The following is a 15,156-nucleotide window of genomic DNA, read 5'->3' as shown; positions in this document are numbered from 1 at the left end:
AATTGAGATTTAAATAGATTCTTAATAAGTTTTAAATAAAATTATTTTACAATTTTCATCTCATCAATCAGCCACTTAGAATCGGCAAATTTATCAATGATGAAAAGAATATATTTTGTGTCAACCATGATATTTCTGCTGAAACGAGGATCGTAATTGATATCACTCATCGTTCCTTCCCATTGTCTGTCGAAGTTTAATCCTACCAGATTTCCCTGCGCATCCAAAGCAGGACTTCCGGAATTTCCTCCCGTTGTGTGGTTGGTTGCCGTAAATCCTACAGGTACATCACCGCTTTTGTCTTTATAGTTTCCAAAATCTTTTTTGTCATATAGATCGATTAGTTTTTTTGGAACATCAAATTCATAATCTCCGGGAACGTATTTTTCCATTACTCCTGCCAAATGCGTTTGGTAATTATAAGTTACCGCATCTTTCGGAGTAGAACCTTTCACTTTTCCATAGGTTACACGAAGTGTAGAATTGGCATCTGGAAAGAATTTTCTGTCTTTATCGGTTGACATTTGCTGAGCCATATATTTCTTCTGTAAAGCGTCAATTTTCACTTGTAAAGAAGTAAATTGAGGATCTGCAGTTTTCATATATGTATCTTTCATACTCATGAAAAGTTGATAAACAGGATCTTTTTTAATAGTTTTGATCAATTTATCCTGATTAGAAAAAGCTTTGTCAATATCTGTACTCAGAGAAGCTCCGTTCACATCAGATCTTCCTGTGATTATAGAATTTTTAGAAATTTCTTCAATTGCCTCAATGTTTTGAGTTTCGTTTTTATACTTCTCAAAACCTGACGGTAAAAATTGCGGAGCCGTTTTGTTTGCGTATAAAGCTAAAAGTTTAGCAGTTACTTTAGCATCCAATTCTGCGCTGTAATCTCTGTAAAAAGAAGTCACTCTGTTTTTAAATGCTGTTGTTCCTTTCTCGTCCATTCTTCCGGCTTCTACAGAAGTAATGTAATTTGAATAAAGATTTGCTAATGACAAAGTTTCAGCATTCCGTATCACTTCAGAGTAGTAGGCATTATTTAAAGCAAATGGAGCTTGCTGAGCATACAATGAATTAATTTCTGAGATTGTATTTTTTATATCCGGATTTTTTGCAGATAATGTATTCTCATAATTTACTTTTTTCTGTACTGCATTTGATTTTTTCAAACCTTCCACCTCACCAATCCATTTTTTCCAATAGTTGGCAACAGAAGCGAATTTTGACGCATATTTGATACGTGTAGCATCGTCGGTACGCATTTTTTCGTCTAAAGTTTTCAAGGCAACGTCACGAACGGCAATTCTTGCAGGATCTATTTCTGTCATGATCTTTTCAACTGCAATTGCAGGAAGATATTCTGTGGTTCTTCCCGGAAAACCGAATACAAATGTGAAATCATTTTCCGCTTTATCTTTTATAGAAACCGGCAAATAATGTTTTGGAACATAAGGAACGTTGTCTTTAGAATATTCTGCCGGCTTATTATTTTTGTCTGCATAAATTCTGAACATTGAGAAATCTCCCGTATGTCTTGGCCAAACCCAGTTGTCGGTATCACTTCCGAATTTTCCTATGCTTTGTGGCGGTGCTCCTACCAAACGAATGTCTTTGTAAGTTTCGATCACATAAGCATAAAACTTATTTCCGTAATACATTGATTTCACTGAAATCGACTGAAAAGTTTCCGTTTTCTGTGAATTTTTGTAAATTTCAATATTAGCAGCAATTTTTTTCGAAAGTTCAGGTTCCTGAAGATTGTCTGTACCTTCCAAAATCTGATTGGTCACTTCTTTGATGTCAACGATAAAATCAACGGTCACTCCCGGATTTGGAAGTTCTGTTCCCATATTTTTTGCCCAGAATCCGTTAGATAAAAGATCATTCTGAACGGTTGAATGTGCCTGAATCTGCCCGTAACCGCAATGGTGATTAGTTAAAAGCAAACCTTTTGGCGAAATAATTTCCGCAGTACATCCACCATTGAACTGTACTACAGCATCTTTTATACTTGGTTTTTGTGTGTTGAAGATATCTTTGGCAGAGATTTTCATTCCAAGGTCTTTCATTTCCTTTTCATTCAATTCTGTGGGAATCCACATTCCGCCGTATTGCTGAGCCAATCCCAGTGAAAAACTGAAGAACGCCGAAGCAATCAAAATATTACGTTTTATCATTACAAAAAAATTTTGTCTAAAATACGGATTTAATTTTCTATGAAAAAAGAAAACCCTTCCGAAATTTAATTCTGAAAGGGTTTGGGAATTTATATCTTTAGATTAGCAATCTAGTTTAATTTTACAAATAGTAATTCATCATTTGTGTCTCTTAAACGAGAGCAAAATTATGCATTTCATATTTCCCGGAAAATGAATCTAGGTTAAGAAATCTGTTTTCTGATGCGGCTTAACGCTTGTGGAGTAATTCCCAGATAAGAGGCAATATATTTTAACGGAATCTGAAGTACATATTCCGGATAAGTTTTCAGTAAATCCAGATATCTTTCTTCGGCAGAGTACATCAGAAGAGACATTTCACGCTGTACTTTTCTTACATAGAGTCCTTCCGCGGAAATTCGGCCTATATAATTTCCTATTTCTGTACTCTCATATAAATCCTGAAGATCGTGATAATGAATTCTGTAAATGGTTGTGTCTTTTAATGTTTCGATATTGTAGTGACATGGTCTTCGTGTAATGAACGAATCATAAGCGCTGCAGAACATGTTTTTTGCAATAAATGAAAACGTAATTTCCTTTGGCGGCTCCGTTGGATGCGGTTTGTTTACGAAAAAACGAACAATACCTTCAGAGATAAAATAAAGGTAATCTTCGGTATCTCCTTGTTTGAGTAAAATTGTTTTTTTTGGGATTTCTTGCCTTTCAAATTTTACAGTATGAAGTATTGCCAATTCTCTGGGAATTCCTAAAACTGAGACATAAAAATGTATTAAATCTTCCATAAATATGGAAAACAAAATTAAAGAATCAAAATGATTTTAAATAAGATATTACGTGATTTAAACAGAAATTATTCTTTAAACATAGAATAATTAACATTTAAATAATAATCTATTAAAAATTTAAACTCAAAACCTAAAATTCATACGCATTTACTTTGTCGTCACTTTGCAACTGCTCAATAAAAAGGTCATGATTTTTATGTTTTCCTGTTAAAATCCAGGCTGTAGTAATGTTTTCCTGAGTGAATTTTTGTCGTATAATGAAAAATTGTAAATGATATTTCTTAAATGTATCTTCTAGATAAGTGACCTCTTCAAAAGTTTTCACAACAATTTTATACTCCCGAATTTTATGATTATTATCAATGAAATTCTGCAAATAACTGAGCGAACTTAAAATCAAAAGCACCAAAACCGTTCCTGTGAGAGATAGGTAAACATATCCCGAACCTACAGCCATTCCTATTGACGCAGTTGCCCAAATGGTGGTGGCGGTTGTAATTCCATCAATTTTATTATCACCTTTAAAAATAACTCCGGCTCCCAAAAAACCAATCCCTGTAATAATATTTGCAGCAAGACGATCCGGATCTTTGATACCGATTTTTATGGAAAGAATAGTGAAAAGGCAAGATCCGAAACAAACTAATATGAATGTTCTGAGACCTGCCGATTTATTCCGGTATTCTCTTTCAGCCCCAATAAAAAGGCCGAGAATTACCGAAATGAAAATCAATACCAGTTCGTTCTGAATCGAATGATCTTTTAGAAAATCCATTTTTTTTGTTTAAATAAAATTACGATAATTTTCTATTGTTTTTAAACTTAAACACGCACGAAATTACTGTTCATCAGAAATATCAAATCCATTTCAGTTTCGCTGCCACAGTACAAGCTTCAGTTGTATTTCCTACCCGCAGTTTTTCTAAAATATTTTGTCGGTGTCGATTGACAGTATTGATGCTGATAAATAGAAGTTCGGCAATTTCCTTGCTTCTTTTTCCGTCCTGGATCATTTTTAAAATTTCCTTTTCACGAACGGATAAGAATGCAGAATTTCCGGCTTCTGTCTGATGAATTATCGAGCCATTTGAAGTATTAATGATCATTCCGTGATGGAGTGGTGAATTCAAAAAATCAAAATGATAAAGACAAAGTGCCAATTCTACATTTTTGTCTTTAGAATTTGTGAAATAAAACATTTTGTGCAAAATTGCTTTTTGACTGTCAGCTATTCTCAATCTGCTTACGACACAATAATCTTTATGCTGCTCGAAAGGAATCGTTTTAATGAGCTGAAAAAATTGAAGTTCCAATAAATGTTTCTGCAAAACATCTTCAGAATCTAATTTTGAGAAAAGTTCTTCTTCCCAAATGCTTTCAATCTCCTGAATATTTTTATCCTGAAAAATATTGAGTTCGTCTGCCAATTTACCTGAATAAACATAGCTTTTATTAAACTGAAGATCACTCAAAACGGCAATTCCATTTTCCAATTCAATGAAAGTTTTAGCAATTTGCTGACATTTTTTTAATTGAATATTTTCATTGTCAGGATTTTTAGAAAATTCCTGTTGTAAAAGTTTTTCGTTGAGGTCAGCTTGGATGGGTTTCATGAAGAATGTTTAATTAAAACTTAGCTCTGCATTAGGAAGTAATTTTGTTAATCTTTTTTGTTCAGATTCATCAAACGAATTTCCGTTTATCCAAAATGTTTTTACTTGTGTCAATTTTTCAAATCCATTTGGCATTTTTGTTAAACCAGAGAATGGAAATCCAATTCTTCTCAAACTTTTTATTTTAGAAATAATGTCGAATGTTTCAGTCCAATTGAAATCACGAAGTGAGACTAATCCTAGCTGTTCAAGATTTGTAAGCTCAGAAATACTTCTTGGAATAGTTTTTATTGGATTAAGACCAATTGATAATCTTTTTAGGTTATTCAGGTTTGAAATATTTTCAGGAATTTCTCTAATATTATTCCTTTCAATTTCTAATTCTTCTAAGTTTTTTAATTTCCAAATTGGACTTAAATCTTCGGTTTTTAATTGATTGTTTCTAAATGATAATTTTTTAAGGTTCTGTAGTTCAGAGAGTTCTACTGGTAAGTTTTCTATTTTGTTACCCTCAAGATTTAAGACTTCCAGTTTTTTTATATTTTTAATTTCAAAGGAAATTTTTTCAATATTGCTATACCACATAATAATATATTTAAGATTTTTAAGTTTTGATAAATCTGTTGGGAAATCAATGAAATTATTATAGCATAAATTAATTGATTCTAATTTTGGTAAATCATTTTCCTGAAGTGTTATTGCCGAAATTTTGTTGTCAAAAAAACTTATATATTCAAGTTTCTCTAGCCTTAATAGACTCTGTGGTATCTCTGTGAAATTATTTTCATCAAGCATAATTTCTTTAATATTTTTTAGATTTGTTATATTTAATGGCAATTCAGATAAGTTATTTTCAGACAAATAAATAATCTTTAAATTTTTGTTAATTGTTAGAATATTAAAAGCCTGGCTTAAATCTAAATTTGGATTTTCACTCAAATCAATTTCTTCCAAGTTATTGTAAGTGGAAATCTGATCTGGAAGAGTTTTTAAATCTTGTTGTGATAAGTCTAATTTCTTCACGATTTTTGGATTTTTGCTAGCTTCATTGATTGAATTGAATTCCTGTCCAAAGATTGTAATATTTAATAAGCATAATATTAATACAGTGGTTCTCATCTTTTTTTTCTTTTTGAGTTTAATTAAAATTAATGACACAAAAAAATGGTTATAAATCAGTATTGTTCAAAGCTTTCAAACACCATACATTTGCCAATAATCAAGTAAAAATACAATGAATAATCTGAACGAAAAAGAAAAAATGCTGAGCGGAAAAATCTATGATGCAACCGACGAGCTTTTGATGGAGGAAAGAGAAAAGGTAAAAGATATGTGCTTTGAGTATAATCAATTGCAACCATCAAAAATTGAAGAAAGAAAAAGTCTGATCAAAAAACTCTTCGGAAAAACAACAGAAAACTTTCATATCGAACAACCATTTTACTGCGATTACGGTTATAATATCGAGATTGGCGAAAATTTCTATATCAATGTCAATGTTGTCATTCTCGATTGTGCAAAAGTGACTTTCGGAGACAATGTTTTCATCGCTCCCAACTGCGGTTTTTACACAGCTGGACATCCTTTTGACGTTGAGCAGCGCAACAAAGCTTTAGAATATGCCTATCCAATCACAATTGGGAATAATGTTTGGATCGGAGCTGGCTGCAGTATTCTTCCTGGAGTTACTATTGGCGATAATACCGTGATAGGAGCTGGAAGTGTAGTTACAAAAGATATTCCTGCCAATGTTCTGGCTGTGGGAAATCCATGTAGAGTAATCAGAAAAATTTAGAATATTTAAATTTTTAAAATTCTCGCAAATTGTACAGATTTAGCAGATAAAATAATCTGCGCCATCAGCTTAATCTGCGAGAACAAAATCATTCAGAAATGAAAAAGATAATACTATCATCAATCATAGCATTGAATTTATTTCAAGGTTTAAAAGCGCAGTCTTTAGAAAAAATGACATGGTTCAACGAACCTCAGCAATGGGAAATCAAAGACAAAAAACTCATCATGAATGTCACTCCCCAAAGTGATTACTGGCGAATTTCGCATTACGGATTTACAGTAGACGACGCACCATTTTATTACTCAACCTACGGTGGAGAATTTGAAGCTAAAGTAAAAATCACCGGAGATTACAAAGTCCGTTTCGACCAAATAGGATTGATGTTGAGAATTGACGAGCAAAACTACATCAAAGCAGGAGTAGAATTCGTTGACGGAAAGTTCAATTTAAGTACAGTTGTTACCCATAAAACCAGCGACTGGAGTGTTATTGTTTTAGAAAAAACACCACCTTTTGTCTGGATAAAAGCAATACGAAGACTCGATGCGATCGAGATTTTCTATTCCTTCGACGATAAAGAATATGTGATGATGAGGAATGCCTATTTACAAGACAACACACCCGTGAAAGTTGGTTTTATGGCGGCAAGTCCTGATGGAAATGGTTTCAAAGCAACTTTCGAAAGCTTTTCTGTCAAGCATCTTCCGGACCAGCGTCGTTTGGAATGGCTGAAGAAAAATCAAAATTAGTATAGTCAGTTAAAGATGTCAAATCATTTCTTATAAATACAAAAGACTGTCTTCATAAACAGTCTTTGTATTTTAAAAATTAGTTTTTTATAAATTTCTGAATCACCGATTGATCTTTTGTGATTAATTTGATCATGTAATTGCCTTTGGAAAGTTCAGATACATTGATTGAATCGCCATTGAGACTTCGAGAATTTAAAATTCGTCCTGCAGAATCAAAAATTTCAACTTTCACAATTTTTTCTTTTGATTTGATAAATAAGATATCTTTTACGGGATTCGGGTAAATACTGATTTCTGACCTATCATTATTAATTTCCGATGTTCCGAGTACGTTTTGAACTGTTGTTGTATATGTGTTTGTAACGATCGGAGCATTATAATCAAAATAAATATTTGCGGAATTATTGAAGCTTTGTCCAAGCGTCAAAGTAGATTTTGTTTTGATTTTAAATGCTACATAACCATCATTAGTAGCATTTGCAAAAGGTAATTGAATGTTTTCAAAAATAAATTCTACAGTATTTGAGTTTGTAATTCTCGTTACAAAGCTATGACTTCCATGCAAAGCTTGTAAAGTATTAATATCAAATTTTGATGTGTCGATCACGTCTTTTACCACAATATTTTGTGCATTTGCAGTTCCTGTATTCTCGAAACGAATTAAATAATGTACATAATCTCCAACTTGTGTAGATGCAATTGTAGCTCCTTCTAAACAAGTCTTGTCATTCGGGTCAAAAGAATTTACAACTGTTTGGTTTAATGTAAATGTATTATCTAAAGGAGTTTCGTCGACAGCACCATTGATTTGAGAAGAGTAACTTAAAATATTTCCTCCCGATAAAGGTGGTGTTTGTGTCGGAGTATTGAGTACAAATGTCAATGTGATTTCTCTACTTTCAAATGGAAGAAGATTGGCAAAATTCCAGTTTAAAATTCCTGTTGATTGCGAAGCTGGAGCTAGTGTAGAGCTAAGGAAATTCATCAGATTATCATCAAAATTATATACCAATGTTCCTGATTGTGTAGTTGTTCCCTTGTTTTTATAAATGATTTTATATTTTGCATTAAAACCTGGAGAAGCTATTGTTGTCGGGATAATAAGGACTTCCAGATCATTATGATTTCCATTGGGAGCGAGACAGAAATTCTGACTTAAAGGACTCGTTTGTGTAGGAAAATTGGCAGTTATAACACTTGGAGAAATTGTCCAATAAGTTGGATTCTCTGAAATTGGTGTAATAGTATGAGTACCCGAAAGTGCAGGGATAGAGTAATTTCCGGAAGCATCTGCAATCATATTTCCCGAAGTTGATCCGCTGGTTATCGAAAATTTCTGGAAAGGTTTGATAACATCATTGATATCACAGCCATTATTATTTACATCATATTTTGTATTTCCCACCACTTTATAAAAAGTACCCCCCGGTGTGAAAGAGCAATAAGAATTTAATACAATATTGTTGAGCGAATATGAAGATAAATAATTGCTGATAGCTGTGAAATCATCATTATCACAGCAAATATATTTAAGATTAGGGTTATTATTATTAATATGAAACCAAGAGGTTACGTTTAAAACAGTTCCTCCGCTTTTCAGATTAATGTTTTTTAGAAGTGGATTGTCATAGATTGTTATATTCTCTAATAGTGGATTAAGACTTAAATCTAGAGTTGTGAAGTTATTATTAATTGTCCCAAACAATCTTAGGTGTGGAAAATTTGAAAGATTTAAAGATGTTAGACTGCAATTATTTACAACAAATGATTCTATGTTTGTACAATTATTTATTGATAATGAAGAAAGTGGAGTATGAGAAAGAGATACTCCTACCAGACTTTGTAAATTATTCAGTTGAAGATTTGTAAGTGATGCACATGTATTGATTTCTAAATTATATAAATCTGTACAACCTGTTAAATTAATACTATTTGTTAATGGACTAAGTGCAATTTTGAGAGATTCTAAAGAACTCATATTGCTTAAGTTAAAAGATTGTATATTGGTTTTAGTGATAAATAATTTTTCAAGATTAGGACAATTAACAACATTAAGACTATTGACCGGTTGAGGCGAATTTTGATTGTCAATCGTAAGATTTTTTAATGAACTGCTTTGAAAGTCGTAATTTGTAATATTATTATGCTCTGATAATATAGTTGTTAAAGATGTGCACCCTGCAATATTTAGAGAGGTTAATTGCGAGTTATAATTTACTGTTAATGCAACCAGATTTGTCATAGTACTTAGGTCAACAGTCGAAACGGAAGTCCCAAATAGATATAATTCTGATAAATTAGTAAGACTTTTGATACCTTCTACAGATTGTATGTTTGCTCTGTTTGCATAGTTAAGATCAGATAGTTTTACTACATTATTAGCTTCGCTTTGTTGTATTTGACCATCGTTATTTGTATCTATAGCGATATTAATTCCAAATTGATTCTTCGCATAACCATTACTAAAATTTGCTGTTAACAAAAAATTTTTAAAAGCAGCATCAGGAATATTCACAATTTGCGCCTGAAATGCAGAAAACAGAAATATTAAAATTAAAAAGTAAATTTTTTTCATACAGATTATTAGTTTTAAATTCTTTACACGTAGAAAAACAAAAATATATCATTAAGATAAAACCTCAATGATATATTATGTTAAATTTTAAATATGATTGTTATTTTGTATTAGATCAAGGAACTTTTGCTCATCCAAAATACTAATAGTTCCAATATCTTGCGCTTTCTTCAATTTGCTTCCTGCTTTTTCGCCAACAACCAGATAATTTAAGTTTTTAGAAACTGCAGAAATGTTTTTCCCACCATGTTTTTCTACCATTTCTTCAGCAGCTTCTCGAGTGAACAGAGATAGCTTTCCTGTAAATAAAAAGGTTTTTCCGTCTAAAGCATTTGATAAAACTTCGTTGGTATTTTCTCCTTTTTCAAGCTGAACACCGTAAGATTTTAATCTTTCAAGCATCAGAATGTTTTCCGGATTATTGAAGAATTCTACGATACTTACCGCTATTTTCATCCCGATATCTTCCACCTGACAAAGTTCTTCAGCAGTCGCTTTTTTAAGATCATCAATCGTGTTAAAGTTCTTAACCAATTTCTTCGCAACAGTTTCTCCAACGTGTTTAATGCCTATTCCGAACAATACTTTTTCAAAAGGAATTTCTTTTGATTTTTCGATTCCATCGATAATATTTTGAGCAGATTTTTCAGCCATTCTTTCCAAAGGAAGAATTTGTGCTTTTGTTAATGTATAAAAGTCAGCAGGATTTTCTATTAGTCTTTCTTTGTAAAGCTGTTCAATAGTTTCGCTTCCCAGATTATCAATATTTAAAGCCTTTCGCGAAACATAATGAATCATTCTTCCGACCACCTGAGGCGGACAGTGCAGATCATTTGGGCAGAAATGAATCGCCTGATCTTCAAGTTTTATCAGTTCAGTTCCACATTCCGGACAGTTTTTGATGTACTCGATTTCTTTGCTGTTAGAAGTTCTTTTCTCTTCATTTACACCAACAATTTTAGGAATAATCTCGCCGCCTTTTTCCACATAGACAAAATCGTGCTCGTGCAGACCTAGTTTTTTAATAATATCTTCATTGTGAAGAGATGCGCGCTTTACGGTTGTTCCTGCTAGTAAAATGGGTTTTAAATTGGCAACAGGTGTAATCGCTCCGGTTCTTCCGACCTGGTAAGTTACTTTTTCAAGTTTAGTTTCTACTTTTTCGGCTTTAAATTTATAAGCCATCGCCCAGCGAGGAGATTTTGCTGTGTAACCAAGCTGTCTCTGTTGTTTTAATGAGTTTACTTTCAAAACAATTCCGTCAATCTCAAAAGGTAAGTTGTGTCTTTCCGTATCCCAAAAATTTATGAATTCTTTTATTTCATCTAAATTTTTGCAGAGTTTTGCCTGTTCTGAAATTGTAAATCCCCAATCATGAGCTTGATTAAGCAATTCCCAGTGACTTTCTGCCGGAACTTCCTGCGAAACAAATTGATATAAAACTGATGAAAGTCTGCGTTTTCTAACTTCACCGCTGTCCTGCATTTTCAGACTTCCGCTTGCCGTATTTCGCGGATTCATAAAGAGATCAAGACCTTCTTCTTCACGCTGCTTATTGATTTTGTCGAAGTTTTTTCTTGTTAAATAAATTTCTCCACGCATAAAAAATCGCTCAGGAAAATCTCCGGTCAGTTTTATCGGAATGTCTGAAATTGTTTTCACGTTTGAAGTAATTTCATCACCTTGGAAACCGTCACCACGCGTCACTGCCTGAACCAGCTTTCCGTTTTCATATAAAATAGAAATTGAAGCACCGTCATATTTTAATTCAGCAACAAATTCTACAGGCTCATCAATGGTTTTAATGATTCGTTTTTCCCAGTCTGCCAAATCATCAAAATCATAGGAATTATCCAGAGAATACATTCTGAACTGATGCTGAATGGTCGGGAAAATTTTTGTTACACCGCCACCGACTCGCACTGTTGGAGAATTGTCATCATGAAATTCCGGATGTTTGGCTTCAAGATCCTGAAGTTCTTGTAGTAGTAAATCAAATTCAAGGTCAGAAATGCTCGGCTCATCCATCAGATAATAGTTTTCGTTATGCTGATTGAGTTCTTTACGGAGCTGATCTATCTTTTGCTGAATGTTTTCGGACATTGGGAAATTTATTTAAACGCAAAAATAACCAAAGTAATTTCAATTTAAAAAAATAAAATAATTAAATGAGATGAGAATATTAAAATAGCTTAATACATCCTAACTCACTGATATTTCAATTTATAAAATCTCTGTTGACGATGCGTTAATATTATGTTGCAGTTTAATTAAAAAAATGTTAAAACTCCCTTAAACAAAGGGATGAAAAAGTCAGGATACCTTTGCGCATCTAATTTAACAAAATGAAAAGAGTAAAGATTGTAATAGGATTATTATTTTTAGGAATGGGTACGATGGCTTATGCTCAGACCACTCAGGCCTCTATCGTTGGGAAAGTGAATGGCGCAGGAAATGTGGGTCAAGACAAAGTTAAAGTAACGATTGTAAATGAATCTACCGGCTTTAGAACAGAAACGGAAACCAATTCCAAGGGAGAATATATTTTTAAAGAAATTCCATTGGGAGGACCTTATACGGTGATTGTAAATGATGAGAAAAGAGAAGGCTATAATGTCAATTTTGGTGATCAGGTTACCGTAAACATGAGTTTGGAGAATTCCGGTGAAAAAGCGATTGAAGAGGTTGTAATTGTCGGAAATTTAAAAAACAAGATTGGGAATTTGGGCGCTGCTACGGCAATCACCGCAAAAAATATCGGAATCTTACCTGTAAACGGAAGAAATTTCACCAATCTTACCGAATTATCTCCTTTGAGTGGTAAAGGCGGAAACTTATCGGGTCAGTTGGGATCTTCAACTAATTTTACGATTGACGGGATGACTGCAAAAAATCCTACTTCTGCAGGTTCTACGACAAGCCGAAGTGGTGCTCCTTACTCGATTTCGATTGAGGCAGTACGTGAATTTAAGATTACCACCAACCAATATGATGTTACATTAGGAAGAAGTGGCGGTGGAACGGTAAGCGCAGTTACAAAATCAGGAACAAATACATTTACAGGAAGTGCATGGGAATATTTAAGAACAGGATGGTTATCTAGTAAATATGATATCAGAGGAAATGAACGTGTAAATGACTTTTCCACATCTCAGTTCGGGGTTTCCTTAGGTGGACCGATTATTAAAAATAAATTACACTTTTTTGCAGCTTGGGATCATCAGATTGATTCAAAGCCGTTGCTGATTGCAGATATTCGGAGCAATGCTGATGCGTTGAGACTTGGGGTAACCAACGAATCACTGAATCAGGTACTCAATATAGGAAGAGCAAAATATGGTGTTGGAAACACGCAGCAATTTGGATCTTTTGATAGAGTAAGAAATTCTGATGCAGGATTTTTGCGTTTAGATTGGCAGATTAATGAGAAAAACTTGTTAACCCTTAGAAATAATTTCACTTACGATTTTAATAAAAACGGATTGCAGGATAACACGGCAATAAATTTCTTTGAATCGTATGCTAATGATAAAAACTTAGATAACAGTCTTTTAATGACTTTGAGATCAAATCTAAAGCCTAATTTAACCAACGAATTAAAAGCGCAATATCTATATACTTTTCAGGATAGTTATCAGAATGATGAATTAGGGAGAACGGTTCCGAGAGCTATTGTAGAACGTGTAGCTTCTACGATTGACGGAACGAATTTAACCACGAATATCCAAATGGGAGGACATCGTTTTGCTCAGGAAGGATTCAAAAATAATGTTTTTCAATTGGTAGATAATTTATATTACAATACCGATAAAATAAAATACACTTTCGGTGCCGACTTGATGTATACCAGATCAAAATCGATTTATGGAAGTGAAGTGAATGGTAGATTTCAGTTTTTAGGAATTGATAATTTTAATAATCTTACGCCTTACAGATATTACAGAGAAGTGCCGTTGGTGCAAGATACGTCTGTGAAATCAAGTATATATAATTTAGGATTGTACGGTCAGATGCAGACCAAAATTGCAAAAGGTTTAGATCTAATGGCAGGTGTGAGATTTGATTACGGCGGTTATCCAAAAGCAGAATTTAACCAAAAGCTGTTTGATCAAATGGGAATCAGAACCGACAATAAAATTAAATCCTTTATCATTCAGCCGAGATTCCAGTTTGATTGGAATATCAATGAAGGAAATAAAGATTTCTTAAAATTCGGGGCAGGAATTTTCTCATCGGATATTAATAATTATATGGTAATTAATAATTTAGTATTCGATGGAAATCATTTTGCTACGGTAGATGTCAATCCTACTCAGATTGGTCTTACACCTAATTTCCCTGGTTACAGAGCAGATTATTCTACAGTTCCTTCATTGCAGCAATATCAGCTTCCAACAATTAACTATACCGGAAATGATGCGAAAATCCCGATTGTTTACAAGGCAAACATTTCTTATACACATTTCTTCAATGAGAGATTCAGAGCTGGACTTGCGGGATATATGGCTTTAGGTAGAAACAATTATTTCTATTATGACAGAAACATGGTTGCCAATCCTTACTTTACTTTGGGTAATGAAGGTGGAAGAGGAGTTTATGTTCCTTTAAGTACGGTGAATCCGGCAAATGGAACCATGAACTGGAAGGACGGACGAATCAACCAAAACTTCGGTCGTGTTTTAGAACTTGTAAGTGACGGTAAAGTCAACCAGTTTTCATTCGTTGTTGATACGAGCTACCGTTACTGGAGAGATGGAGAGATCACCGCAAGTTACACATGGTCAGATATTAAAGACAATACTTCATACAACGGAAACGTAGCTAACTCAGCAACTTTATCTACTTTGGTGCAAAGCGATCCTCGAGATTTGAGAATGTCTTACTCTGATAATCAGTTTAGAAATAAAGTGGTGGTGTACGGAAACTCTCCAACCATTGCGGGATTCACTTTAGGAATCAGATATTCAGGAATTGGAGGTACGCGTTTCTCTGTAACTTCGGGAGGAAACATCAATGGAGATTTTGTGGATACCAACGATTTGGCTTATATTTTCCCAAGTCTTACCCAAACTTTAATTGATAATCCTGAAGTGGGTGACGCGTTGAAAAACTATATTACAGACTATAATAATCAGGTTGCAGAAAGAAATGGTGGTAAAAATGGCTTCTTCGGTGTTTGGGATCTTCGTATTGCCAAAAAGATTAAATTTGAAAAGATTGGTGGTTTCGAACTTTCTGTAGATATTTTCAACGTAGCCAATATGCTGAATAAAGAATGGGGCGTAAACAAATCTTACGGAAATACAGCACTTTACAGAATCACAGGTTTTGATCCTATCACCAAACAATTTAAATATAGTTTAAATACAAGTGGTTTAGAACCTTTATCAGGAAATCCTTACCAGATTCAGTTAGGAGCTAAATACACGTTCTAAAAATTTAATATT

10 protein-coding genes are annotated in these 15,156 nt (G+C 33.5%); 3 read left to right on the top strand and 7 right to left on the bottom strand.

Features of this window, described 5'->3' with window-relative positions:
* Positions 1-41 precede the first annotated feature (41 nt).
* The 5 genes from NZ698_RS15395 to NZ698_RS15375 form a co-directional block, all read right to left on the bottom strand.
* Positions 42-2,183, bottom strand: a complete 2,142-nt coding sequence (locus tag NZ698_RS15395; RefSeq protein ID WP_263004087.1) for a S46 family peptidase — start codon at positions 2,181-2,183, stop codon at positions 42-44.
* A 203-nt stretch (positions 2,184-2,386) separates the two neighbouring features.
* Complete coding sequence (locus NZ698_RS15390; RefSeq protein WP_263004086.1) at positions 2,387-2,968, bottom strand: Crp/Fnr family transcriptional regulator; 582 nt, start codon at positions 2,966-2,968, stop codon at positions 2,387-2,389.
* Positions 2,969-3,101: 133 nt separating this feature from the next.
* Positions 3,102-3,746, bottom strand: coding sequence for an MgtC/SapB family protein (locus NZ698_RS15385; RefSeq protein WP_263004085.1), 645 nt, complete (start codon positions 3,744-3,746; stop codon positions 3,102-3,104).
* A gap of 82 nt (positions 3,747-3,828) precedes the next feature.
* Positions 3,829-4,584, bottom strand: a complete 756-nt coding sequence (locus tag NZ698_RS15380) for a response regulator transcription factor (RefSeq protein ID WP_263004084.1) — start codon at positions 4,582-4,584, stop codon at positions 3,829-3,831.
* 9 nt (positions 4,585-4,593) lie between these two features.
* Positions 4,594-5,703: a leucine-rich repeat domain-containing protein gene (locus NZ698_RS15375; protein WP_263004083.1), complete on the bottom strand. Its 1,110-nt coding sequence runs from the start codon at positions 5,701-5,703 to the stop codon at positions 4,594-4,596.
* A 115-nt stretch (positions 5,704-5,818) separates the two neighbouring features.
* On the opposite strand from NZ698_RS15375, the gene NZ698_RS15370 reads away from it, so the two are divergent.
* Complete coding sequence (locus NZ698_RS15370; RefSeq protein ID WP_263004082.1) at positions 5,819-6,379, top strand: sugar O-acetyltransferase; 561 nt, start codon at positions 5,819-5,821, stop codon at positions 6,377-6,379.
* A 98-nt stretch (positions 6,380-6,477) separates the two neighbouring features.
* Positions 6,478-7,131, top strand: a complete 654-nt coding sequence (locus NZ698_RS15365) for a DUF1349 domain-containing protein (protein ID WP_263004081.1) — start codon at positions 6,478-6,480, stop codon at positions 7,129-7,131.
* A 79-nt stretch (positions 7,132-7,210) separates the two neighbouring features.
* Here the strand turns inward: NZ698_RS15365 and NZ698_RS15360 are convergent, their stop codons facing one another.
* Positions 7,211-9,709 carry a DUF7619 domain-containing protein gene (locus tag NZ698_RS15360; protein ID WP_263004080.1) on the bottom strand — a complete coding sequence of 833 codons (2,499 nt, stop codon included), beginning with the start codon at positions 9,707-9,709 and terminating at the stop codon, positions 7,211-7,213.
* A gap of 87 nt (positions 9,710-9,796) precedes the next feature.
* Positions 9,797-11,812, bottom strand: coding sequence for an NAD-dependent DNA ligase LigA (gene ligA, locus NZ698_RS15355; protein WP_263004079.1), 2,016 nt, complete (start codon positions 11,810-11,812; stop codon positions 9,797-9,799).
* A gap of 242 nt (positions 11,813-12,054) precedes the next feature.
* On the opposite strand from ligA, the gene NZ698_RS15350 reads away from it, so the two are divergent.
* Positions 12,055-15,144, top strand: a complete 3,090-nt coding sequence (locus NZ698_RS15350; protein ID WP_263004078.1) for a TonB-dependent receptor — start codon at positions 12,055-12,057, stop codon at positions 15,142-15,144.
* Positions 15,145-15,156 lie beyond the last annotated feature (12 nt).

Source organism: Chryseobacterium edaphi, assembly GCF_025628985.1.
GTDB classification, from domain to species: Bacteria; Bacteroidota; Bacteroidia; order Flavobacteriales; family Weeksellaceae; genus Chryseobacterium; species Chryseobacterium edaphi.
Note: the sequence above shows the minus strand (reverse complement) of the source record. Positions and strands in the feature narration are given on the sequence as shown.